Origin of the sequence: Bifidobacterium sp. M3-N-101 (assembly GCF_023656805.1) — a bacterium.
GTDB classification, from domain to species: domain Bacteria; phylum Actinomycetota; class Actinomycetes; order Actinomycetales; family Bifidobacteriaceae; genus Bifidobacterium; species Bifidobacterium breve.
Genome location: NZ_JAMOKQ010000005.1, coordinates 38,699 through 63,375 on the forward strand (window position 1 = coordinate 38,699; position 24,677 = coordinate 63,375).

A 24,677-nucleotide genomic window follows, 5' to 3' on the forward strand; every position below is an offset into this window, starting at 1 on the left:
TACGTTTGCGGCGCTGGGTGGACTGGTCAATGAGAGTGTTAACTATTGAGATAAACGATTAACGTTTGACATTAAACGATTAACGATTTATAGTGTTGACCACCGCAAAGAAACAGTCACAAAGCAAGTGGCTGACGGGCTCGTACAGGTGCGTCTTACATCGGTACGAGGAGGAAACATCAAGGAAGAAGGAGCCTAATCATGGCACGAAGGAGTGTTCGCCTGTTGGCATCAATCGCTGCGGTTGCGACTATGGCCACGGCGCTTGCCGCCTGCGGCAACAAGCAGGCCACCACAGATGAGAATGGCAAGCCGATTGTCAACATTCTGGTTCGTCGCAACGTGACCGACCATCCGATGCAGGACACCCAGTACACCAAGGATCTGGAAGCCGCCTGCGACTGCACCATCAAGTGGCAGGAAGTCTCCGACAACGCGTGGGGCCAGCAGAAGAGCGCCAAGATGGCCGCCGGTGAATTCCCGGACATTGGCTTGAGCTTGTTTAGCATGGTGGATGCGGCCAAGTACAGCACCTATTTCGAGGATCTCAAGCCGCATCTGGACAAGATGCCGAACGTCAAGAAGTTCCTCAAGGCCCAGCCGGGTGCCGCGAAGTACGTTACCGATGGCACCAAGATCGCCATGCTGCCCTCCGACCGCGGCAAGGGTTACGAGGTTTCCGGCACTCACATGTTCATCAACAAGACTTGGCTGGACAAGCTGGGACTCCAGATGCCGACCACTTGGGACGAGCTCGAGAACGTGCTCGATGCATTCAAGACCCAGGATCCGAACGGCAATGGCAAGGCTGATGAGGTGCCGATGAACATCCGCAGCCTCGGCTTCGGCCTGTGGAGCCCCCTGACGCTGATGAACTCCGAAGGCGTGGTCACCTCCTTCATGGGCGGCGGCGCTTCCGAACAGGGCTACTATGTGGACAACGGCAAGGTTAAGAGCTATTACACCTCCGACGCGCTCAAGGACGTCGTCTCCTACCTGCACGGACTCATGGCCAAGGGACTTATCCCGAAGGATGTGCTCACCCGCGACGCCCCGCAATACGCTTCACAGACCGTCAGTGACGGCAAGACCGCGCTGACCGGCGTCTCCTTCGGTTGGTCCAACTACGCCGAATACGGCGACAAGCTCGGCGACCAGTACGTCACCCTGCCGCCGCTGAAGAAGGACGCCTCCACGCCCGACTCCCAGGTCAAGTGGGATTATTCCCAGGACGCCTGCCGCTGGGCCTACTCTGGTTCCGGCCTGACCGTCAACCCGAACGCCGCTAACCAAGACGCCATCTACAAGGTCATCGACGCCATGTATGGCGAGAAGCTTTCCGTGGCTGGATTCTTCGGCTCTATTCCGGATATCGTCTCCGATGACGGCGACCACCAGTACACCATCGACAAGGCTAAAGCCTACGCCGAATATCCTGATACCCGCGCCGTCGCCCTGCAGGACCGCTTCGGTGGCTGGATCCGCGACGATGTGAAGATGGTCAACGACACCAACGCCGACCAGGTCACTGCGTCCGACTTGGCCATTCGTGAGGCGCGCAACCGCGTCGACGGCGTCAAGGATGTCGTACCGATTTACGTGCGCCCGAATACCGAGGATTCCAACACCCTGCAGAACAACAACACCGCCATCTCCAACTACGCGAACAACCAGATCGCGAAGTGGGTCCAGAAGGGCGGCATCGACAAGGAATGGGATGCCTACGTGAAGAAGGTGTCCGAACCGACCCTCGGCCTCGACGCCAACATCAAGATTTGGCAGAAGTGGTACGACAAGTACACCAAGTAGCCAAGCAATACCGCGGGGTCCATCGCACGGGTTCGTTTCTCTCCCGTGACTGCCGCCGGACCCCGCACTTTTGTTCCCTAGCAATCATCCTAAATTGGAGACCAACATGAGTGCACAAACATCGCAAGGCGTTGCTGCACGGACCGTGGCGATGGAAGCGGCTCCCGACCGCAAGAAACCAGGTCTGCTCGATCGCATCGCCGACCATTTACGTCGCTACTGGCAGTTGTGGATTCTTTCCGCTCCGGCATTGTTCTTCGTGGGACTGTTCTCCTACGTGCCGATGTGGGGCATCCAGCTCGCCTTCCGCGAGTTCGATCCGACCAAAGGCCTGACCGGCGGCAAATTCGTCGGTTTCAAATACTTCCTGGAATTCTTCCACAACCCGCTGTTTGGTGAGATTATGACCAACACCATCCGCATTTCCCTGTGGACATTGGTTATGGGCTTCATCTTCCCGATTATCCTGGCCCTGCTGATCAACCAGATCGGTTCTAAGAAAATCAAAGGTTTCGTGCAGACGATTACCTACATGCCGCACTTCATCTCCGTGGTGGTCATCGTCTCCATGCTCAACATCTTCCTGACTCCTGGCACCGGAATTCTCGGTCGCTTCTTCGGCGACGAATCACTGATGGGTTCCACCAGTGCCATCACCGCGGTCTATTGGATTTCCGAAGTCTGGCAGCATGTTGGTTGGAACTCCATCATCTACCTAGCTGCGCTCGCCGGCGTGGACACATCGCTGTACGAGGCGGCGAAGATCGACGGTGCAGGCCGTTTGCAGTTGATTCGCTACGTCGATATTCCTGCGATCATGCCGACATGCGCGATCCTGCTCATCATGAACATGGGCTCCGTGCTCAACGTGGGCTTCGACAAGATCTATCTGATGCAGAACTCGCTGAACATGCCGGCCACCGAAGTCATCGCCACATACACCTACAAAATCGGTATTATCAATGGCCAATACTCGTATTCGACGGCAATCGGCCTGTTCAACACCTTGGTCAACTTCATCTTCCTGATCACCGCGAATGCAATCGCCAAGCGCGTTTCCGATACGAGCATTTTCTAGAAGGGTTTTATCATGTCTGCAACAATTGAGGCTGTTACCCAGAACAAGAACGACATTCCCTGGAACAAGCACGTGCGTCAGAAGCAGAAGCCGGGTGACTGGGCGGTGTCGGGCATCATCAATGTGCTGCTGCTCCTGACCATTGTGGCGGTGCTCTACCCGCTGTGGTTCGTGGTCATCGCATCATTTTCAAATCCGAACGCCGTGGCCGGCGGTGAAGTGCTGCTGCTACCCAAGGATGTGACCTTCGCTGGCTATGCTAAGGTGTTCGCCAACCAGCGCATCTGGCAGGGCTATCTCAACACCATCATCTATTCGGTGGTCGGCACCGCGGTCAACATGGCAGTGACCATTCCCTGCGCTTTCGCGCTATCCCGTCGCGAGTTCAAGCCGCGACGCGTGATCATGTTCCTGTTCACCGTGACCATGTTCATCGCCGGCGGCCTGATTCCGAACTACCTGCTGTACAAGAGCCTCGGCATCAACAACAGCATGTGGGTGTTCATCCTGCCTGGCGCGGTTTCCGTGTACAACGTGATCGTGGCCCGCTCCTTCTTCGAGACCTCTATCCCCGAAGAGCTCTTCGACGCGGCCCAGATCGACGGGCTGAGCTACTTTGGCTACTTCTTCAAGATTGTGCTGCCGTTAAGCTCCGCGATTCTGGCTGTAATTGGTCTGTACTACTTTGTCGGCCACTGGAACGACTTCATGACGGGCCTTATCTACATCACCGACGACACGAAGCAGCCATTGCAGGTGGTGTTGCAGCAGTTGCTGCTGGTGGCGCAGGGTACTGGAACCAATGTCAACGCGGCTGCGCAGCAGCAGGCCGCCGATCAGATCAAGTTCGGCATCATCATCGTCTCTACCCTGCCTCTGCTTGTGCTCTATCCGTTCTTGCAGAAGTACTTCAACAAGGGTGTGATGCTCGGCGCGGTCAAGGGTTGAGTCAAACGCAATCCGACGAGAGACAACCAATCCAAAAGCCAGCCGATAGAAAGGATTCGCTATGCTTGCCCGCTTCTCTGTGGCCTACGAGCGGTTCTGCCGTCTGTTAGTCGCGATTTTCGTGGTCAACGTGGCCATACTCGCGCACACTCTGATGGGAGCCGTCGTGCTGGGATTTCTCCCCTCGTTCGCGGCTGCGCAGGCTACGTTCCGTGCGTGGCTGCTTTCTGAGGACCGTTCAATGCGGGCCAAGGAAGTTTGGAAGACGTTCCACGGCTTCTGGAAAAGCGAAGTCAAGCGCGCGAATCTTTTCGGTTGGCCTTTGATTATTCTCTGGGCCGTGGTTATCGTCGACTACTGCGTAATGAACTGGCATGCTCGCGGCGATTTCGACATCATGGTTTCCGGCGTGCTGCTGCTCATCATCGTAGTTTTGGCGGTGTTCTCGTCTTTGGTTTGGGTGGTGCGCGCGAACTATGAAGAGAGTCCCGTCTGGATTGTTCGTACGACACTGGCGATGATTGTGGCACGCCCGTTGTGCAGCCTTCTGCAGGTCGGGCTGCTGATTCTCACTGTGCTTGTATGGGTGCAATGGTCTGGAATTCTCATGGTGTTCGGCTTGTCGCTGCCGATGTTCTGCACAGCTTGGATTGTTTATTCATTCGGCCGTCTGCCTGGAATGGACATTCATGACCGCATGGAACAGAGCACGGGCCGCGCCCGAAACCAGACATCGTGACATGTTCGAAAAAAGGGGGTGATAAAACGGTACAGTCGTCGGTAAGTCAACGAGTGAACAGGTCCAAACGATTGGTGTCTATCAAAGACATAGCTAAGGAAACGGGTGTTTCCGTATGCACTGTGTCTTTGGTTATGAACAACAAGGATCACAATCGCGTCAGCAAGGCGGTTGCGCAGAAAATCCGTGCGACTGCCGAGAACATGGGGTACAAGCCTAATTCCGTGGCGCGCACCTTACGCACCAGCAAATCCAATACTCTGGGATTCGTCACCGATGAGATAGCCACGACTCCGTATGCGAGCAAGGTACTCGAAGGTGCGCAGGATGCCGCGAGCAAGCTCGGATACATACTGCTTACCACGAACACCAATAATGACGCCGAACTCGAGAACCAAGAAATATCCGCCCTGCTCCGATATAACGTGGATGGCTTCCTATACGCCATGATGTTCCACCGCAAAGTGGACATTCCCGAAGTCTTGGAAGGCAGCCCGACCGTGGTGGTGGACAGTGAGGATGCAGCGGGGCGAGTTCCCTCGGTCTACCCCGATGATGAACTGGCGGGGTATGACGCCACCAACCGTCTGATCCAAGCTGGATGCAGACGCATCGTCTACTACGGTTCCGCAACATCCATCGTCGCGCAAGAGCAACGTCTGACTGGTTACCGACGTGCGCTTGCGGAAGCGGGCATTCCATTCGATGACGCTTTGGTCGTCGAAGTATCGGAATTTACTAACGCGGACGATGAAGCGGCGCGGGTGTTCGACGAAATCAAGCCGGACGGCATCTTTTGTTTCAACGATGTGCGCGCCACTTTCATCTACGAAGCCGCACGCGAACGCGGAGTGCGCATCGGCGCTGACGTGTCGGTGATCAGCATCGATAACCAGCCGTTCATCACTAATGTGATCAAACCATCACTGACTACGCTGGAACTACCCCATTATGAGATGGGTTTTGAAGCGGTTCGGCAACTTGTCACCATACTTGACGGCGACAAGGCCGTAGCCGATCTTGAGTCCGATCGTGGCATGGCGGTGCAGAGGCAACGTGATGGCAGCAAAACAGCATTGCGCTGCCGCATCATCGAACGCGATTCCATCGTGTCGTGACGGACGTTTCCTTTTTCCGTATTTGTTTTTCTAATTATCTGTTTTTCAATGCGTAGCCACATGATATCTGATCATGTGGCGCTGTGGAGGAAATTATTATGCCTGACAACTATTCCGTTGCCGTCGAAACCGGCGGCTACCGCTTGCTGGAATTGTTCGCCGAAAGATGCGGCGATGACGCTGCCGTCACCATTACAGACGGGGACGGCCATCAAATCGCCAGCCATGCCATGCCGGTGGCCGAGCGTCGCCACCGTTTCTTGATTCCGGTGCCGACAAACGTGTGTCTCACGGTGAGAGCGCGCCAACTGACCGTGCGGTTCGCCTACTTGTCCGAGTGTGAGAATCTCCTTGATGAAGGCGTGCGTTTCATCAGCATGAATCCGTACGACAATGAATGGGATACGCAGCCGACGCTGGAGCAGATCTATGATCGTTTCGCTCGTCCTGCGGCGCATTTCGAGCCATTCGCTCGCTGGATGAATGATCCTAACGGCCTGTGTCGTTTCCAAGGACGCTACCATCTGTTCTACCAATTCAATCCGTATGGTTTTGGCTGGGACAATATGCACTGGGGCCATGCGGTAAGCCGCGATCTGGTGCATTGGACGCATCTGCCAATCTTCCTCGAACCGCAGCCGGAGCTGCATATCGACGAACGCATCGTTGGCGGCGCGTTCTCCGGATCAGCGGTGACGGTGGATGCGTGTGATAATCCCTGCAAGGGTGATGATGCGGCCGCTATTCGCCTGTACCTGACCCGGCACCTGGAGACTCGCGGAGACGAATCGTCTGTTACTGAATACCAGACCACCTGCTTGTGTGAGGATGGCGTGCATGTGAGTGTCGAATCTCCAGTCGCGTTGCGCGTTAACGATGGTTTTGGCTTCGATTTCCGTGATCCGAAGGTGGAAACCGGCATGGGCGGCGAGGCGATCGATCCGGAACGCGCTTACATGGTGACCGCCACGAATCTGCCGGTCGCCGAATTCGATACTGATGCTGTGTCCTCCGCGGCGCCTGGCATCAGCGTACAGGGTACAGACGGCTGGTTTACGTGCGGTCCGCAAGGCATGCCCGGCACCGACAAGCCCAATATGGATACGGTGCCTGCCATGGCGCTCTTCTCCGCGAAGAAACCGCTCAAGCGCAACGTGACGTGGCAGTATGAAGGACCGGTGCTCGCCGACTTCGGCCACCAGCTGTCACGTACCTACGAATGTCCTGACCTGTTCCAGCTCGACGGCAAGACGGTCGCCATCGGAGCTTTGATGCACTACCGTGACAAGCAAGGTCGTTTCCAGCAGGTGCGTTGGTATGTTGGTGATCTCAAGGACACCGCCGATGGCCCACGTTTGCAGGTAGGGAACAGCGATTGGTGCGATTTCGGTACCGGCTACTACGCGACACAAAGCTTTGCTGCCGACGACGGGCGTCGTATCGTGTTCGGCTGGTATACCGACTTTCCCGCGATGCGTGTGGAAAAGCCGTGCATCGCTAACGGCATGATGTCGCTGCCACGTGAACTGCACGTGCGTGACGGCCGCTTGATCAGCCGTCCTGTCAAGGAAGTGTACGAGCAGCTGCTAGGCGATCGTTTGGAAGCGCATGCAGACGAAAACGGGACCTTCTTTATTGTGCCGAACAACGCGTATTACACGGACATGCATCTGGCTGACGATGACGATTTCACAATGCTCATCGCGACTGGTACCAATTCCGCCAATGGTAATTCGATGGAATTGCAGCTGCAGCGTCGCGACGGCGTGACCCGACTGGTCACGAAGGGAACAGTCGTGGACGACATCGATTTCGATAGCGGCATCGCCGATGTGCGTCGCGTCGAAATCTTCTTCGACCGTAATGTGGTGGAAGTCTTCCTTAACAACGGCGAAGCGGCCGGCAGTATGCTGTTCCAAGGTGCGGACGGCGATGGCGAGTTCCGTTTTGTTGCTGACGGCAAGGTCGATTGCGTGGATGTGCGTGTGCTTGACGGCATCTGGCGGTGACATACAGCTGCTGCAGCGGTAGGTGGTAACCGGCAGTCATCTCAGTATGTAAGGCAAAACAGACGAAAGGCACGTGTTTTGGCACGTGCCTTCCCTATACTTGAGGGCACGTCCGGCAATTCGCCAAGACGGTAACTGGATATTCACACCTCACGTTTAGGGAGTTCCATGAACAAGGCAATCATCACCGTCGTCGGTCAGGATACTGTCGGCATCATCGCACGCGTCTGCACATACCTTTCCGAACATCAGGTCAACGTGCTTGACATTTCCCAGACCATCATCGACGGTTACTTCAACATGATGATGATTGTCGACTACGCCAACGCGGACAAGGACTTCGGCGCGATGGTCGGCAACCTTGAGGACCTCGGCGACGACATCGGTGTGCGCATCCGCTGCCAGCGTGAGGAAATCTTCACCAAGATGCACCGTATTTGAGGCGGCCCGCTCAGCAGGCCGCCGCACGCGAGGAGGCGGAAAGCCCGGTGGGCTTTCCGCTGACGGAGCCATCCTTATCCCTCTGATGAGGGTGACCGCCAAACTAGTCTTTAAATATCCTGTAAGGAACACACCATGCTGAATATCATGGAGGTCCACGAGACCAATCAGATGATCGAGCAGGAGAAGCTCGACGTCCGCACCATCACCATGGGCATCTCGTTGCTCGACTGTGCGACGGACAACGTCGACACGACTTGCAACAACATTTACCGCAAGATCACCACCTACGCCAAGGATCTCGTCTCCACCGGTCAGGCCATTGAGCGTGACTACGGCATCCCGATCGTCAATAAGCGCATTACCGTCACCCCGATTTCACTGGTGGGTGCCAGCTCCTGCAAGACGAGCGAGGATTTCGTCAAGATCGCGCATGCGCTGGATAAGGCGGCCAAGGAAGTCGGCGTCGACCTGATCGGCGGCTACTCCGCGCTCGTTTCCAAGGCCATGACCCCGGCTGAGGAACTGCTGATTAAGTCCCTGCCGCAGGCGCTTTCCGAGACCGACATCGTGTGCTCGTCTGTGAACGTCGGTTCCACCAAGACCGGCATCGACATGAACGCGGTCGAACTGCTCGGCCACATCATCAAGGACATCTCCGAGCGCACCGCCGACAACGACTCTTACGGCTGCGTCAAGTTCGTGGCGTTCTGCAACGTGCCTGACGACAACCCGTTCATGGCCGGTGGCTTCCACGGCGTTACCGAAGGCGACGCGGTCATCAACGTTGGTGTCTCCGGCCCCGGTGTGGTCTCCCGCGCACTCGATGCGGCCAAAGGCAAGGACTTCGAGTTCCTGTGCGAGACCATCAAGCGCACCGCGTTCAAGATCACGCGCGTGGGCCAGCTTGTGGCTCAGGAGGCTTCCCGCCGTCTTGGCGTGCCGTTCGGCATCATCGACCTTTCCCTTGCTCCGACCCCGGCCGTGGGCGACTCGGTGGGCGAAGTGCTTGAGAAGATAGGCCTCGAACAGGTTGGCGCTCCCGGCACCACTGCGGCCTTGGCCATGCTCAACGACCAGGTCAAGAAGGGCGGCATCATGGCGTCCTCCTACGTGGGCGGTCTGTCCGGTGCGTTCATCCCGGTCTCCGAAGACAAGAACATGATTGACGCTGCCGCCTCCGGTTGCCTGACCCTCGAGAAGCTTGAGGCCATGACCTGCGTATGCTCGGTGGGTCTTGACATGATCGCCATTCCGGGCGATACCTCTGCTTTCACCATCTCCGGCCTGATCGCCGACGAAGCCGCCATCGGCATGGTCAACCAGAAGACCACTGCCGTGCGTGTGATCCCTGTGGCGGGCAAGGGCGTTGGTGAAATGGCGAACTTCGGCGGCCTGATGGGCTACGCGCCCATCATGCCGGTCAACCAGACCAGCTGCGAGGCCTTCGTGACTCGTGGCGGTCGTATTCCCGCTCCGATTCACAGCTTCAAGAACTGATTCAGTAGGGTATCTGCCTTCAAAGAGGTACCTCTGGCTCTTCGCGGAGAGCTATCTGCTTTCAGAGAGATACCTATATACGGAAACCTCGAGTATGGGCGTTGGAATATCAACGCCCATACTCGAGGTTTCTTAATTGAGGTACCCCTTAAAGCAGAAAGCATTCTGCAAAAGCCCGAATGCACCCCCTTAGAAGGCGGATATCGATTTGGATGACCTTTCGAGAGGCCTATTCCCGTTTCGAGGGGCTGATTTCGACCTTTCTGGAGGTCTACTTCCGTTTCGAGGGGCTGATATATGCGAAGACCCCGAGTACAAGCGTTGATATTTCAATGTCTGTACTCGGGGTTTCGTCCTTTGACAGCCCCTTGAAACGGAGATAGACCTCCGGCGGATGCCGAATCAGCCCCTCAAAGCGCCGATAGACCCATTTTCTGCGTTCATTTCCACAATGATGGTCGTGCTGCGAGGCTCAGGGTTTCCTCCCTCACGCCTGTCGGCGTTCGTTCGGCGTCGCTACTCGAAGGCCCACCGGGCCTTCTCCTCACGCTCCGTCCTGCAATTGTGGTCTCGCTGCGCGAGGCTTGATGTTTCCTCTCTCACGCCTGTCGGCGTTCGTTCGGCGTCGCTACTCGAAGGCCCACCGGGCCTTCTCCTCACGCTCCGCCCTTGAAATTCAGTTGGCGCCAGGCTTCGTAGATGGCGATGGATGCGCAGTTGGTGAGGTTTAGGGAGCGCAAGGACGGGCGCATGGGCAGTCGCACCTGCTCGGCCACATGCGGGCCTTCCATGATGTCCATCGGGTCGGGGATGTCGCCGGGCTCGGGGCCGAACAGCAGGATGTCGGTCGGCTTGTATTCCACTTCGGTGTACAGCTTGGTGGCATGTGCGGTGAACGCGATGATGCGCGAATTGGGCATGGACTCCACCAGGTTGTCGAAATTCGGATGCAGCACCACGTGGGCCATGTCGTGGTAGTCGAGGCCTGCTCGGCGCAGCTTGGTGTCGCGCAGGTTGAAACCCAACGGCTCCACCAAATGCAGGATGGTGCCGGTCACCGCGCACAGGCGGATGGCCGAGCCGGTGTTGCCGGGAATACGCGGTGAGTAGTAGCACAGGTGCGGTGTTACGGTTTCGGTGGTGGCGGCCTTTTCAGCTGAGAGCATCGCGTCCACCACGGAGATGGGGTTGCCATGCGCGTCGGTTACGAGTTCGTCCGGTCCGTAATTCGATTTACGGTACCCGTACTCGAACATCTTCTCGACTTTTGTTTCGGGATTCTGCGCGTTCTGCGAATTCTGTTCTGCCTCGTTCGTCATAGCTGCTAAGAATAAGAACGATGAACGACACAGCAATTTCTTTACGGCTCGGCGCATGGTGGGAGGCCAATGCGCGTGACTTGCCATGGCGCTTCGGACGGGCCACGCCGTGGGGCGTGCTGGTCAGTGAGGTGATGAGCCAGCAGACGCAGATGAGTCGTGTGGTGCCGTATTGGAACGATTGGATGGCGCGCTGGCCTGACGCCCGTGCTCTTGCCGCAGCACCTAAAGCCGATGTGATCACCGCATGGGGCCGGCTTGGCTATCCTCGCCGTGCGCTGCGATTGCAGGAATGCGCCCGCGTGGTGGCGGAAGAATATGGCGATGAGCTGCCTCGCACCTACGACGAGCTCGTCGCTCTGCCCGGTATCGGCGACTACACTGCCTCCGCCGTGCTGAGCTTTGCATTCGGTGAGCGCATTGCGGTGATCGATACGAATATTCGCCGCGTGCTGAGCCGCGTATTCCTCGGCACCGAATCTCGCGGGGGAGCGGCGAGCCCGGTCGAACGCGCGCTCGCCAACCGCATGTTGCCCCAAGACAGGGTTTGTGGGGACGGTGCCGATTGCACGGACCATGCATACCGATCCGGCGAACACACTTTCCTGCAGCGCAGCGAACCTCCATCGGTCACGTGGAATCAGTCGGTGATGGAATTGGGCGCGGTGGTTTGCACGGCCAAGACGCCGTTATGCGAGATTTGCCCGATTGCGGATGATTGTGCATTTCTCAAAGCCGGCCGCCCCGGACTGGGGGAGCGCCGCACCCGCCCGCGGCAGCGATTCCAAGGCACTGATCGTCAGGTGCGCGGACTGGTGCTTGCGGCGTTGCGCGCATTGCCGGCGAATGACACGCTTGCCAGAGTGGATGCCGAAAACCTATGGAAAGACCAGGTTCAGCTCGACTCCTGCATCGCGAGCCTTGACGATGACGGGTTGATCGAGATTCTGGAGAATGGTGCCCTTCGTCTGCCCCACGACTGATTCCGCACAGTGCTATGAAGTGGTTGAACCGCACACGTGTGAGAGCGTACGCGTGGATGAGCGGATGATATCGCTGAGCGGAATATTGGTCTTGGCTGACATTCTGTGAAAATATGGGACTGCCGTGCGTGCATGGCGATGACGACCGTACACTGAAGAGGTTATGGCAGTGCAGAGGAATAAGTCAGGTGCGAATCCTAAAAGCGCCGGAGATGGTCGTGGCGGGTGGGGCGCCCGATGTCTCGCGGCAAAAAACACCTCTCGCAAGTCTGCTTCTCGGAAGTTCTCCAATCCCGTTCGCTCCGGTAGGACTGTCAAAACCGCGATACCTGCAAAGACCATCCGGTCTGCCAAGGCAGGTGCTGCCACAAAGCGCACCATCAGTAAGAAGAAGCAGACGATGTACCGTCGCCGCCGCATCGTGGTTGGTGTGACATTGGTGTTAGTTCTCGCGCTAATCGTATTTTGCGTCTACAGCCTTGGCCGTGGGGTCGGAGCCATCAACACGGCAATTCATCATGACGAGGTGTATGCCATTTCCCGCGACACCGTGCCGACGCCGAAGAAAACCAGCGGTGTTAAGGATTGCTCGGCCAAGGATTTGTCGCTTGATCTGAGCTCGGCGTCCCAATCCGTGCCGGTTGGCGGGTCATTGGAATTCACCGCCAAGATCGTGCATGACGGTTCCGACAGCTGTCTGGTCGATGGATCCGATGCGGGCCGCGTGCTCACCATTACTTCCGGTCAGCAAACCGTCTATACCTCCGCCTTGTGCGCCACGGATTCCCGCATGCTGTTGATGGCCAAGGGAGACAAAGACATTCAGCAGCTCAAATGGAATGCCGATTCCAATGCCGCGCTGACCGAGTGCACGGATGAGGCGGACTGGCCTCGCGTGAACGCGGGAACGTATGTGGCTCGGCTGAGTCTGAAGGATCATCCCAAGGTGAAGAGCGATCCGGTGACGTTTACGGTGGAGTAATTGGAGGGGGCTGCTCCGGGCTTCTCTCCGCCCTCGCCCGTGTGAGGTCGGCCTCGGTATCAGCGGGAAGTCGCGCAAAAGATGTCCTGCTATAGCGTTATTCTTTTGACTTCGCATGAGGTGTGTCATATTGCGGGCATGCCATCGACAATGAAGCGTCCGCATAGGCATATGGTGGCCATGCCGGCGCTCCCAGGGGAATTATTAATCTAAGCGAGCGATAAGGAACGTCCATTGGCTACTGAGTCTACGACGAACACCACCACCATCATCGCACGCGCCGACCAGCATGATATTGACCTGCACAAGGCGTCGGATCGCGTGAACTTCGGTTCCATCAAGGAACCCATCGATGTGCCCTACCTGCTGGGCGTGCAGACCGACAGCTTCGATTGGCTGATCGGCAACGAACGCTGGAAGGCGCGCGTCGAGGAGGACGAAAAGAACGGCACTAACACCGTGGCCCACACCTCCGGCCTCGATGAGGTCTTCAACGAGATCTCTCCGATCGAGAACTTCGCTCAGACCATGAGCCTGACCTTCTCCGATCCGTACTTCGAAGAGCCGCGTCACACCGTGCAGGAATGCAAGGAGAAGGATTACACCTACTCCGCACCGCTGTACGTGAACGCCGAGTTCGAGAACGGCGACACCGGCGAGATCAAGTCCCAGACCGTGTTCATGGGTGACTTCCCGCTGCAGACCCCGCACGGCACCTTTATCATCGGCGGCACCGAGCGAGTCATCGTCTCCCAGCTCGTGCGCTCCCCGGGCGTCTACTTCGATCGTCAGCAGGACCGTACTTCCGACAAGGAAGTCTTCGGCGCGAAGATTATCCCGTCCCGCGGCGCATGGCTTGAGTTCGAGGTCGATAAGAAGGATCAGCCGCAGGTGCGCGTGGACCGCAAGCGCAAGCAGTCCGCCATCGTGTTCCTCATGGCCATCGGCATGACCAAGTCCGAGATCGCCAAGGCCTTCAAGGACTACCCGCTGGTGCTCGATGCACTCGAGAAGGAAACCCTCGAGACCCAGGACGAGGCCCTTGTTGACCTCTACCGCAAGATTCGTCCGGCTGACACCCCGACCCCCGAGGCCGGCAAGAACCTGCTGGACTCCTTCTACTTCAACACCAAGCGTTACGATCTGGCCCGCGTCGGCCGTTACAAGATCAACCGCAAGCTGGGCGTTGAGGCCGACTTCAACGACCGTTCCCTCCACCAGGAGGACATCATCGCCACCATCAAGTACTTGGTGGCCCTGCACGATGGTGCTGCGACCTTCCCGGGCAAGCGCAACGGCGAAGATGTTGACCTGCGCGTGGACGTTGACGATATCGACCACTTCGGCAACCGTCGTATCCGTCAGGTCGGTGAGCTGGTCCAGAACCAGCTGCGTACCGGTCTGTCCCGTATGGAGCGCGTGGTACGCGAGCGTATGACCACTCAGGACGCCGAGGCCATCACCCCGCAGTCCCTGATCAACATCCGCCCGGTGAACGCCACCATCAAGGAGTTCTTTGGCACTTCCCAGCTCTCCCAGTTCATGGACCAGAACAACCCGCTGTCCGGTGTGACGAACAAGCGTCGTCTCTGCGCTTTGGGCCCCGGCGGTCTGTCCCGCGATCGCGCCTCCATGGAGGTCCGCGACGTGCACCCGTCCCACTTTGGCCGTATGTGCCCGATCGAGTCTCCTGAAGGCCCGAACATCGGTCTGATTGGTTCTCTGGCAACCTTCGGCCGCGTCAACCCGTTCGGCTTCATCGAGACCCCGTACCGCAAGGTCGTCAACGGCCACGTGACCGACGAGGTCGAGTACATGACCGCTGACCGTGATCTCGACCACGTCATCGCCCAGGCCAACCAGGAACTTGACGAGAACGGCAACTTCGTCTCCAAGTCCGCCCTTGCCCGAGTCGGCGAGGAAGAGGCAGTCGATGTGCCGGTGAGCTCCGTGGATTACATGGATGTCTCCCCGCGTCAGATGGTCTCCCTCGGTGCCTCCCTGATTCCGTTCCTGGAGCATGATGAGGGCCACCGTGCACTGATGGGTACCAACATGCAGCGTCAGGCCGTGCCGCTGATCGAATCCGAGCGCCCGCTGGTGGGTACCGGTTCCGAATGGCGCGCCGCCAACGATTCCGGCGACGTCATCAAGGCCGACAAAGACGGTGTGGTCACCTACGTGTCCGCCGACCTGATCCGTGTGATGAACGACGACGGCACCACCAGCTCCTACAAGCTGGCTAAGTTCCAGCGTTCCAACCAGACCACCTGCTACAATCAGCGCCCGATCATCCACGATGGCGAGCGTGTGGAGGCCGGCTCGGTGCTGGCCGATGGTCCTGCCATCCAGAAGGGCGACCTGGCCCTAGGCAAGAACCTGCTCATCGCCTTCATGCCGTGGAACGGCTACAACTACGAGGATGCTGTGATCATCTCCCAGCGCCTCGTGCAGGACGACACCCTCTCCTCCATCCACATCGAGGAGTACGAGATCGACGCCCGCGAAACCAAGCTGGGCGCCGAAGAGATTACCCGCGACCTGCCGAACGTCGGCGAGGACGCTGTGGCCAACCTTGATGAGCGCGGCATCATCCGCATCGGCGCCGAGGTCGAGGCCGGCGACATCCTGGTCGGTAAGGTCACCCCGAAGGGTGAGACCGAGCTGACCCCGGAGGAACGCCTGCTGCGCGCCATCTTCGGCGAGAAGTCCCGCGAGGTGCGTGACACCTCCCTGCGTGTGCCCCACGGCGAGACCGGTACGGTCATCGGCGTCAAGGAGATTACCCGCGAGGATGCCGAGGAGGACGGCGACGAGCTGCCCAACGGCGTCAACCAGATGATCCGCGTCTACATCGCCCAGCACCGTAAGATCACGGTGGGCGACAAGCTCTCCGGCCGCCATGGCAACAAGGGCTGCATCTCTCGCATCCTGCCGGAAGAGGATATGCCGTTCCTTGCCGACGGTACTCCGGTCGACATCATGTTGAACCCGCTGGGTGTGCCTTCCCGAATGAACCTCGGTCAGGTGCTTGAGCTGCACCTCGGCTGGATTGCTCACTCCGGTTGGGACATCTCTTTGGATCCGAATCTGGAAGCCGAGTGGAAGAAGCTGATTCCGTCCGGTGCCGAGAAGGCCGAGCCGAACACCCCGGTCGCCACCCCGGTGTTCGACGGTGTCAAGCCGGAAGTCCTGAGGGGTCTGCTGTCCACCACGCTGCCGAACCGTGACGGCGACCGTCTCGTGGGCCCCGACGGCAAGGCGACTCTGTTCGACGGCCGCACCGGTGAGCCGTACACCAAGCAGATTTCCGTGGGCTACATGTACATGCTGAAGCTGCACCACCTGGTCGACGACAAGATTCACGCCCGCTCCACCGGCCCGTACTCCATGATCACCCAGCAGCCGCTCGGTGGTAAGGCCCAGTTCGGTGGCCAGCGCTTCGGCGAGATGGAGGTGTGGGCCCTCGAGGCCTACGGTGCCGCCTACACGCTGCACGAAATGATGACCACCAAATCCGATGACGTCGACGGCCGCGTGCGCGTCTACGGCGCCATCGTCAAGGGCGATAACCTGCCGCCGGCAGGCATCCCTGAGTCGTTCAAGGTGCTCCTGAAGGAAATGCAGTCCCTGTCCCTGAACGTCGAGGTGCTCAACGCCGAAGGCGTGGCCATCGACATGAAGGACGAGGAAGACGATCCGGTGAGTTCCGCCGACGATCTTGGCTTCAACATTGGTGCCCGCCCCGACGCGGCCGCCAAGGAAGACCAGAAGGCCGAAGAACCCGAATACCAGTGATTCCACGGGTTGTCGCCTGCCGCGCCTAGAGCGGCGGGCGACAACTCCACACAGCGTGAACGAAAACTTTTAACAGAAACGGATTAACAAGTGCTGGACGTCAACGCATTTGACAAGCTTCGTATCGGCCTGGCCACCGCCGACGATATCCGCGGCTGGAGCCACGGCGAGGTCAAGAAGCCTGAAACCATCAACTACCGTACTCTGAAGCCGGAGAAGGATGGTCTGTTCGGTGAGCAGATCTTCGGTCCTACCCGCGATTGGGAGTGCGCCTGCGGTAAGTACAAGCGCGTGCGCTTCAAGGGCATCGTCTGCGAGCGATGCGGCGTTGAAGTGACCCGTAGCCGCGTGCGCCGTGAGCGCATGGGCCACATCGAGCTCGCCGCTCCAGTGACTCACATTTGGTTCTTCAAGGGTGTGCCCTCTCGCCTGGGCTACCTGCTGAACGTCACCCCGAAGGATCTGGAGCGCGTCATCTACTTCGCCTCCTACATGGTCACCGAGGTGAACGAGGACGAGCGCCACAACGATCTGCCCGGTCTGCAGGACGAGTTCGATGCCGAGATCAAGCGTCTTGAGCAGCGTCGTGACACCGAGATCGAGGCTCGAGCCAAGAAGGTTGAGGAGGACCTCGCCGCTCTCGAGGAGACCGGCGAAGCCAAGGGCCCGGCTCGTGCCAAGCTGCGCAATGGTGCCGAGCGCGAGATGACTGCCATCCGCACCCGCTATAACGATCAGATCGCCCGCGTGGACGCCGTCTTCGACAAGTTCAAGAAGCTCAAGCCCGGCGACATGGTCGACGATGTGGATCTGTGGCGTGAGATGCAGGACCGCTATGGCGATTACTTCGACGGCTGCATGGGCGCCGAAGCTATCAAGAAGCGTCTGCAGTCCCTCGACCTCGAAGCCATTTCCAAGGAACTGCGCGAAGAGATCAAGGACGCTTCCGAGCAGCGCAAGACCAAGGCGCTGAAGCGCCTCAAGGTCGTCAACGCCTTCCTGACCACCGGCAACAAGCCGGAAGCCATGGTGCTCGACGTGATTCCGGTCATCCCGCCGGACCTGCGCCCGATGGTGCAGCTCGACGGTGGCCGCTTCGCCACCTCCGATCTCAACGACCTCTACCGTCGTGTGATCAACCGTAACAACCGTCTGAAGCGCCTCATCGAGCTCGGTGCTCCTGAGATCATGCTCAACAACGAGAAGCGCATGCTTCAGGAAGCCGTCGACTCCCTGTTCGACAACGGCCGTCGCGGTCGCCCGGTCACCGGTGCCTCCAACCGTCCGCTCAAGTCCCTGTCCGACATGCTCAAGGGCAAGCAGGGCCGCTTCCGTCAGAACCTGCTCGGTAAGCGAGTCGACTACTCCGGTCGTTCCGTGATCGTGGTTGGTCCGTCCCTGCGCATGCACCAGTGCGGTCTGCCGAAGCCGATGGCTCTCGAGCTGTTCAAGCCGTTTGTGATCAAGCGTCTGGTTGACCTCAACTACGCACAGAACATGAAGTCCGCCAAGCGTCTTGTGGACCGCGGCGACTCCGAGGTGTGGGGCGTGCTCGAGGAGGTCATCTCCGAGCACCCGGTGCTGCTCAACCGTGCACCCACGCTGCACCGTCTGGGTATCCAGGCCTTCGAGCCGATTCTGGTGGAGGGCAAGGCCATCCACCTGCCGCCTCTGGCCTGCGCCGCCTTCAACGCCGACTTCGATGGTGATCAGATGGCAGTCCACCTGCCGCTGAGCGCCGAAGCCCAGGCTGAGGCCCGCTCGCTGATGATGGCTTCCGACAACATCCTGAAGCCGGCTGATGGCCACACCGTGACCATGCCTTCTCAGGACATGATCCTTGGTCTGTACTACCTGTCCACCGTGCTGGAAGGCGCCAAGGGCCAGGGCCGCGTGTTCTCCTCGCTGGAAGAGGCCGAAATGGCCCTCGACCGCCACGAGATTGACATGCAGGCCAAGGTGCTCATCCGCCTGCCTGAGACCTTCGTGCTGCCGAAGAACTGGGAGCCCGGCGAGGTCAAGGTGCTCGCCCCGCGCGACGGCGAGACCGACACCGCCAAGGAAGAGCGCTTCCACGACGGCACCGTGCTGTTCGCCACCTCTTACGGCCGTATCCTGTTCAACGAGACCCTGCCGACCGACTACCCGTTCGTTAACGATCAGGTGGCCAAGGGCCGCCTGTCCAAGATCGTCGATGACATCGCCATGCGTTACTCCACCCAGCAGGTGGCCGCCACGCTGGATGCCCTCAAGGATCTCGGCTTCACCCGCGCCCCTTGGTCCGGTGTGTCCTTCGCCTTCTCCGACGTGAACGAGCCGCCGGAGCGCGACGAGAAGATCGCCGAGTACGAGGCCAAGGCCGACAAGGTCAACGCCAACTACGAGATGGGTCTGTTGACCGAGGAAGCCCGCCGTCAGGAGCTCATTGACCTGTGGACCGAGTGCACCTCCGAGGTGTCCAAGGAAGTCGAGGACAAGTTCGACCCGACCTCCAACCTGGCCATCATCGTGCAGTCTGGTGCACGAGGCAACATGATGCAGATCAACCAGATTGCTGGTATGCGAGGCCTCGTGGCTAACCCGAAGGGTGAGATTATTCCTCGTCCTGTGAAGTCCAACTACCGTGACGGCCTGTCCGTGCTGGAGTACTTCATCTCCCAGCACGGTGCACGTAAGGGTCTGGCTGATACCGCACTGCGTACCGCAGAGTCTGGTTATCTGACCCGTCGTCTGGTCGACGTCTCCCAGGACGTCATCGTGCGCGAAGAGGACTGTGGCACCAAGGCCGGTCTGCCGATTCGCGTGGCCGACCGTGACGCCGATGGCAACCTGGTGCTCGTTAAGGCCGCCGATGGTGGTCCGTACTCCCGTCTGCTCGCTGCCGATGTCATTGACCCGGCTGACGGCAAGACCGTGCTGTACAAGCGTGACGATGCCCTGTCCATGGACGTGCTCAACGACCTCGTGGCCCATGGCGTAGAGGAAGTCAAGTGCCGTTCCGTGCTGACCTGCGAGTCCAAGCGCGGTGTGTGCTCCAAGTGCTATGGCTGGTCGCTGGCCACCAACAAGCTGGTCGACGTTGGCGAGACCGTTGGTATCGTCGCCGCCCAGTCCATCGGTGAGCCTGGTACCCAGCTGACGCTGCGTTCCTTCCACTCCGGTGGTGTGGCTGCGGCTTCCGATATCACCCAGGGTCTTCCCCGTGTTACCGAGCTTTTCGAGGCTCGTACCCCGAAGGGTGAGGCCCCGATTACCGAGTTCGCCGGCACCATCAAGATTGTGGAGAACGATCGCGGTCGCCAGATCATCCTGAGCCCGGATGCTGATTCCGGCGCTCCGACCGAGGACGGCGCCATCAAGCCGATTACCTACCAGGTCTCCAAGCGCGTGCCGCTCAAGGTTGCCGATGGCGACCACATCAAGGTTGGCACCCAGCTGGTCGAGGGTTCTGTGGATCCGAAGAAGATCCTCACCATTCTCGGCAAGCGTGCTGCTCAGGTGAACATCGTGGAGGAAGTACACACCGTGTACCGCTCCCAGGGTGTGGATATCCACGACAAGCACATCGAGGTCATTGTGCACCAGATGACCCGCCGCGTGACCATCATCGACTCCGGCGACACCGATCTGCTGCCGGGTGAGCTGGTGGACAACGCCCGCTTCCGCGAGATCAACCGCAATACCGTGAAGAACGGTGGCAAGCCGGCTGTTGGCCGTCCGGCGCTGATGGGTATCACCAAGGCGTCTCTGGCCACCGATTCCTGGCTGTCCGCCGCCTCCTTCCAGGAGACCACCCGCGTGCTCACCGAAGCCGCGCTCTCCGAGAAGGTCGATGACCTCAAGGGCCTCAAGGAGAACGTCATCATCGGTAAGCTCATCCCGGCCGGTACGGGTCTTGCCCGTTACCGCAACGCTGTGGTTGAGCCTGACAAGGCCATCCGCGACACCATCTACCCGAACTTCGGTCTGGGTGGCGATGGTGATCTTGGCGACACGACCTTCTCTGACGCCGACCTGTCTGACCTGAACTTCTCGAACCTCGAGTTCGGCGATCTGAAGCTCGGCGATGACTTCAACCCGGATGATTTCTATTCCGATCAGGGTGGTCAGGGCGACATCGAGGAGTAATCACTTCCCGATGGCTGTGATCCAGCCGCGTATGAATATGAGTTCATGCGCATGATTGACAGGCGATGGCCCGGAACTGGTATGGTTCCGGGCCATCGCCTATTTGCGGCTTGGATCTGCGGGCCTCGTGTTCTGGGACTAGTACTTATGCCGGTTGTCGCGGCTTGCCCGACTTGGGCGAGATACGGAACTTGTGCGGTGTATGCGGCCTGCTGACCCGGTTTTAAGTATTCCGGCGCGAGACGGAGAACGAGATTGACGAGGTATGCGAACGGTCACTCCTCGCAAGGACAGTTGCGTTCTAAACCGCTTGAGACGCGGCATGGATCGCAGCATGGCGGTACGCAGCCGTTTCACGCTGGTCCAATATTGGGTGGACTGTGCGGGTGTGATATTCCGCCCGGAAAAAGTGGCATAGTCGGCCTCTCTGCCAAGTTGCTGCAACGCCTGATTGGCGATACCAAACTGATGAGCGATGGCATGCGCTTGATTACGCCTGGTGCCGGAAAGTGGTATGCCGCCGCTTTGTACCGCCAAGGTTCGCAGGGCGTTCCATCCGGCGGCTATACGTGTGCGAGGACTGCCGCGCCGTTGCGCGAGGGCAATCATAAGGGCTTTGAACGCCAGAATCAGGACGCAAACCGTCAATGTGATCCACAACGGGCTGCTATAGATGGCTGCTGTGCGCGCTGCTCGATGGAACTGTAACCAGAACGATTCATCAGATGAAGCGACTTCGGCATCCGTGCCGGATAAAGCACTCTGCCCTCTGACCTGAGTCTGGTCTCGTAACGGATCGATGAATGGAACAGGCGGTTGGCGCACAAGATTCTTCGGGTCAGGTGGAGCCGAGCTCTGGCTATCATCCGGAATTTTGCTCTCCTTCGGAGTAGGGTAGAACGCCACCCATCCCAGATTGCGAAGTTTGATTTCCACCCATGCGGTTATGTCGTCGCCGGTGAAAGTGATCTCGGTGCCACTGCCAGAAGTTTTCTTGCCACGCGCGTTGGTGATGTCTCCATCCTCGTCTTTGGGCAGGAATCCCAATACCACGCGGGAAGGCAGTCCCAACTCACGGGCCATCAGGGCCATGGCGGAGGCGTATTGTTCGGAGTCTCCTACCATGGTGGTTCCGGTAAGCAGTGCGTTTACACGGTAATTGCCATGACCGGCAGCCGAAGGATAGTCGTTCTGCAAGCCGTGGGAGAACCAGCCGGAGCTCCGCAACATTGCAGCCAAATCTTGGGCTGCGGCACCTCCTCGGGATTGGCCGCCGGCAGCGGCCGAAGCCAGTGTGCTAACTGCATTGGGCACGTCCAGAGCTTTCGGCTGGCTGATGTTGGCGGCTTTGGCCGTGCTGATTTGTTGGTCGGTAGGGGTGTCGGCAATAATGCCGGATTCGATGTAAGTCAGTCCTTCGCTGGTTCCTGAGGGGAGTATGGCTGAATTGGTATCGCGGTTGTAATAGAACGGGCTGTTCTCATCTTTGCCGAGGAATTGCACGCCGGTGGCGGCGCCAGCTAGGGGAAGCCAGACATCAGCGAGTCCTCGGTGCACAGTGAAGGTGGCGGTGAATGCCATGCCGCGTTCATCAGTGCTGATTGTGGTGCCTACTCGTTGGTAGTTCGCGCAATCGGAGGCTTTGGATGAGTCGGAGAGATTCCACACTGAGCCGTCGAACCAGTCCATCGCTGCCAGTCTGACGGGAGTGCCGGCAGGCAGATTGGTGATGGTAAGTAGTGTGTCATCTCGATGATCCTTGATATAGGATCTCATGCTGCTCAACGGGCTGGTGTAATCGTAGGGGCTGAGCGGTGGATTGTACGTGTCTCGCAGTATGAGGCGGTGCGGGGATGCCAGTGCGGAACCGCCGACGGCCAGCCCGGCTGCAAGAGTCACCACGACCAGTGCGCAGAACCATCGTTCCCATTCCATAAATTCCAATCGCCATGCCATCCAGATGATGAGCAGCACAGCGAAGGTGATGCCGCATAGGGTTCGATGCCAGCCGTGGCTGGTGCCAAGAAGTGCGCATACGGTCATGGCTGTGGCCAGTGGAATGGCTGCGATTGCGGACGTCCACGCATGGTCACTGATGGCGAACGTGCCTGCCAGGAACGCCAGCCATAATCCGATAGTCCATACGGCCATCAGACTGCCATATGCGGTGCCGACTGGCGGTGCCACCGAGATGAGATATTTGAATGCTCCGAACGTCATCTCCCATCCCTGGCTCAAGGTATCCAGGCTGGGTATCACGTGAGCGATGGTGGTGGAAGGCAGTGCTATGACTGGGCCGATGATGAATTGGGTCAACGTCAGAAAGGTCAGCTGCCACCATATTGTGAGTGAGTATCTGGTTCCGGCGAATGCGATCGCCGTCCCTAGTGCAGTCGAAGGAATGGCTGCCGCAATCCACATCATATGGTCCGCGTACACGTCAATGAGGTTCGATTGAGCCAGAACCATCATCAGCGCAATAGCGGCAAGGCTGATGCCCTGTTGTTTCTTGGATTGTCTGGCAATCATGGCACAACTCCCAACATGAGTGGCAGATCGTTGAGCTTGCCGATGGTGATTACAGTGCAATTGGCGCATCGCCTTATGCTGCAGGTCATGCCGATATCTGCCTGCAGCACTATGCAACGTGCAGATTGGGGGAGTGCCCTGGCCATGCGTGTTATGCGGCTGAGGGTTTTCTTCGATCCAACGGTGACGACATACAGGGAAGCGTTGGCGCTGTGCTGCAATGTGCCATCGACAAGGCTCGCGGTGAAGTCTTGCTGGAAGGCTATGGCACTTGTGGCGTCAAGAAACGACATGGCGTCATGCGGCTGCGTGTGTGCTTTCCCGACATGCACATATAACGGGCGATATTGCAGCAGGCATTGCACACCAATCGAAGCGTGAATAGAAACCGCCATTTCGAATTCTTCCCTCGAAGCGTAGTCGCTTTCATCCACGCTGAGCGTTAATGAGGTATCAGTGCGGCATGTGGCTTCATATTGGCGAATCATCAAGGAATCTGCTTTGGCGGAGCTTGGCCAATGGACGTTGCGTATATCGTCGCCGGGCTGGTATTTGCGCAGGCCATGGAAATCAATATCATCGTCTGCGATTCGTCTGGAAGATTGACCTTCGAGATCGCGAGGAATACCGGCGTGCAGTAGGGGCAGCCGCACGATTTTCGGATGGATATACACGTTGATGCGTTCTGCCAGATCGTTTTCATGGCGGGTAAGACCGAATGGATCGCCTTTGCGAATATGCAATGGTCCAATAGGCAATACCGTCCGGGCTGGGGCATGAAACTCCATGCTGATGTGCTTGGTCTGTTTGGGCAGGAGCCGGGGGATGCTGAATCGATGGCGGTCATTGCCGATGGGAAGACCGCCTTGGGTGTTGGTGGTGGGTGCCGTGCCGGAGTTGCTGATGTTTACGGTGATGGATATTGTGCCGTCCACGGTGATACGGTGCCGGGAAACATGAATGCTGGCATCGAATTTGGTGTTACCTAAAGCAAGCAGGATTGCGCAGAGCATCATCGTCGTGGATGCTATGCCGAATGTGAGCAGTTCGATCCAACCCAGTAACGGGAATGCGCACAAGCATGCTGTGCCGCAGCCCGTTGCTGCCCAACCCAGCGGGGAAACAGAGGAAGTGAGGCAATGCCGGATTCGTGCAGTGGCTTGTCTGCATGCTTGGCCGAGCTGCCGTGTGTGATGCGCAATTCCCCCGCTGTGCTTCGCCTCGGTTTTGTTGTCGTGGCCGTACTGCCGTGTGTGATGCGCAATGGTGACGGATGGGCCGGTCATGGGCATGGTC

General features: G+C 58.5%; 15 protein-coding genes. 12 read left to right on the top strand and 3 right to left on the bottom strand.

Annotated features, from left to right (window positions below):
* Positions 1-201 precede the first annotated feature (201 nt).
* From NBH12_RS04865 to NBH12_RS04900, 8 genes are all read left to right on the top strand, one after another.
* Entirely contained in the window at positions 202-1,809 is a 1,608-nt protein-coding gene (locus tag NBH12_RS04865) for a type 2 periplasmic-binding domain-containing protein (RefSeq protein ID WP_250819234.1), read from the top strand.
* Positions 1,810-1,915: 106 nt separating this feature from the next.
* Entirely contained in the window at positions 1,916-2,887 is a 972-nt protein-coding gene (locus NBH12_RS04870) for an ABC transporter permease (protein WP_013140307.1), read from the top strand.
* Between the two features lie 12 nt (positions 2,888-2,899).
* On the top strand, positions 2,900-3,835 hold the full coding sequence (locus tag NBH12_RS04875; RefSeq protein WP_052792369.1) for a carbohydrate ABC transporter permease: 936 nt from the start codon (positions 2,900-2,902) through the stop codon (positions 3,833-3,835).
* Positions 3,836-3,896: 61 nt separating this feature from the next.
* The gene (locus NBH12_RS04880) at positions 3,897-4,574 is read left to right on the top strand and encodes a YesL family protein (RefSeq protein ID WP_052792368.1); all 678 of its coding nucleotides are present in this window, start codon (positions 3,897-3,899) and stop codon (positions 4,572-4,574) included.
* A 134-nt stretch (positions 4,575-4,708) separates the two neighbouring features.
* The gene (locus NBH12_RS04885; protein WP_234928013.1) at positions 4,709-5,692 is read left to right on the top strand and encodes a LacI family DNA-binding transcriptional regulator; all 984 of its coding nucleotides are present in this window, start codon (positions 4,709-4,711) and stop codon (positions 5,690-5,692) included.
* Between the two features lie 98 nt (positions 5,693-5,790).
* A complete protein-coding gene (locus NBH12_RS04890; protein WP_052792366.1) occupies positions 5,791-7,701 on the top strand; it encodes a glycoside hydrolase family 32 protein in 1,911 nt (636 codons plus the stop codon).
* 168 nt (positions 7,702-7,869) lie between these two features.
* Positions 7,870-8,142 (top strand): ACT domain-containing protein, encoded by a 273-nt coding sequence (locus NBH12_RS04895; protein ID WP_012578324.1) that lies wholly within the window; start codon positions 7,870-7,872, stop codon positions 8,140-8,142.
* A 135-nt stretch (positions 8,143-8,277) separates the two neighbouring features.
* Positions 8,278-9,642: a PFL family protein gene (locus NBH12_RS04900; protein ID WP_131214571.1), complete on the top strand. Its 1,365-nt coding sequence runs from the start codon at positions 8,278-8,280 to the stop codon at positions 9,640-9,642.
* A gap of 656 nt (positions 9,643-10,298) precedes the next feature.
* On the opposite strand, the gene NBH12_RS04905 is transcribed toward NBH12_RS04900, so the two are convergent.
* Positions 10,299-10,961 (bottom strand): tRNA (cytidine(34)-2'-O)-methyltransferase, encoded by a 663-nt coding sequence (locus NBH12_RS04905; RefSeq protein ID WP_003828427.1) that lies wholly within the window; start codon positions 10,959-10,961, stop codon positions 10,299-10,301.
* Positions 10,962-10,981: 20 nt separating this feature from the next.
* Here NBH12_RS04905 and NBH12_RS04910 point away from each other — a divergent pair, with 20 nt between their 5' ends.
* The 4 genes from NBH12_RS04910 to NBH12_RS04925 all read left to right on the top strand — a co-directional run bounded on the left by NBH12_RS04910 (position 10,982) and on the right by NBH12_RS04925 (position 20,852).
* On the top strand, positions 10,982-11,944 hold the full coding sequence (locus tag NBH12_RS04910; protein WP_003828430.1) for an iron-sulfur binding domain-containing protein: 963 nt from the start codon (positions 10,982-10,984) through the stop codon (positions 11,942-11,944).
* A 163-nt stretch (positions 11,945-12,107) separates the two neighbouring features.
* The gene (locus NBH12_RS04915; RefSeq protein ID WP_025301079.1) at positions 12,108-12,926 is read left to right on the top strand and encodes a hypothetical protein; all 819 of its coding nucleotides are present in this window, start codon (positions 12,108-12,110) and stop codon (positions 12,924-12,926) included.
* A gap of 234 nt (positions 12,927-13,160) precedes the next feature.
* Positions 13,161-16,724, top strand: coding sequence for a DNA-directed RNA polymerase subunit beta (gene rpoB / locus NBH12_RS04920; protein ID WP_250819235.1), 3,564 nt, complete (start codon positions 13,161-13,163; stop codon positions 16,722-16,724).
* A gap of 90 nt (positions 16,725-16,814) precedes the next feature.
* On the top strand, positions 16,815-20,852 hold the full coding sequence (locus NBH12_RS04925) for a DNA-directed RNA polymerase subunit beta' (protein WP_003828438.1): 4,038 nt from the start codon (positions 16,815-16,817) through the stop codon (positions 20,850-20,852).
* Between the two features lie 138 nt (positions 20,853-20,990).
* Here the strand turns inward: NBH12_RS04925 and NBH12_RS04930 are convergent, their stop codons facing one another.
* Together NBH12_RS04930 and NBH12_RS04935 are read right to left on the bottom strand one after the other, a co-directional pair.
* Positions 20,991-23,381 carry a transglutaminase-like domain-containing protein gene (locus NBH12_RS04930; protein WP_014484072.1) on the bottom strand — a complete coding sequence of 797 codons (2,391 nt, stop codon included), beginning with the start codon at positions 23,379-23,381 and terminating at the stop codon, positions 20,991-20,993.
* Complete coding sequence (locus NBH12_RS04935; protein WP_003832681.1) at positions 23,378-24,667, bottom strand: DUF58 domain-containing protein; 1,290 nt, start codon at positions 24,665-24,667, stop codon at positions 23,378-23,380. Before NBH12_RS04935 ends, NBH12_RS04930 begins: the two co-directional genes overlap by 4 nt.
* Positions 24,668-24,677 lie beyond the last annotated feature (10 nt).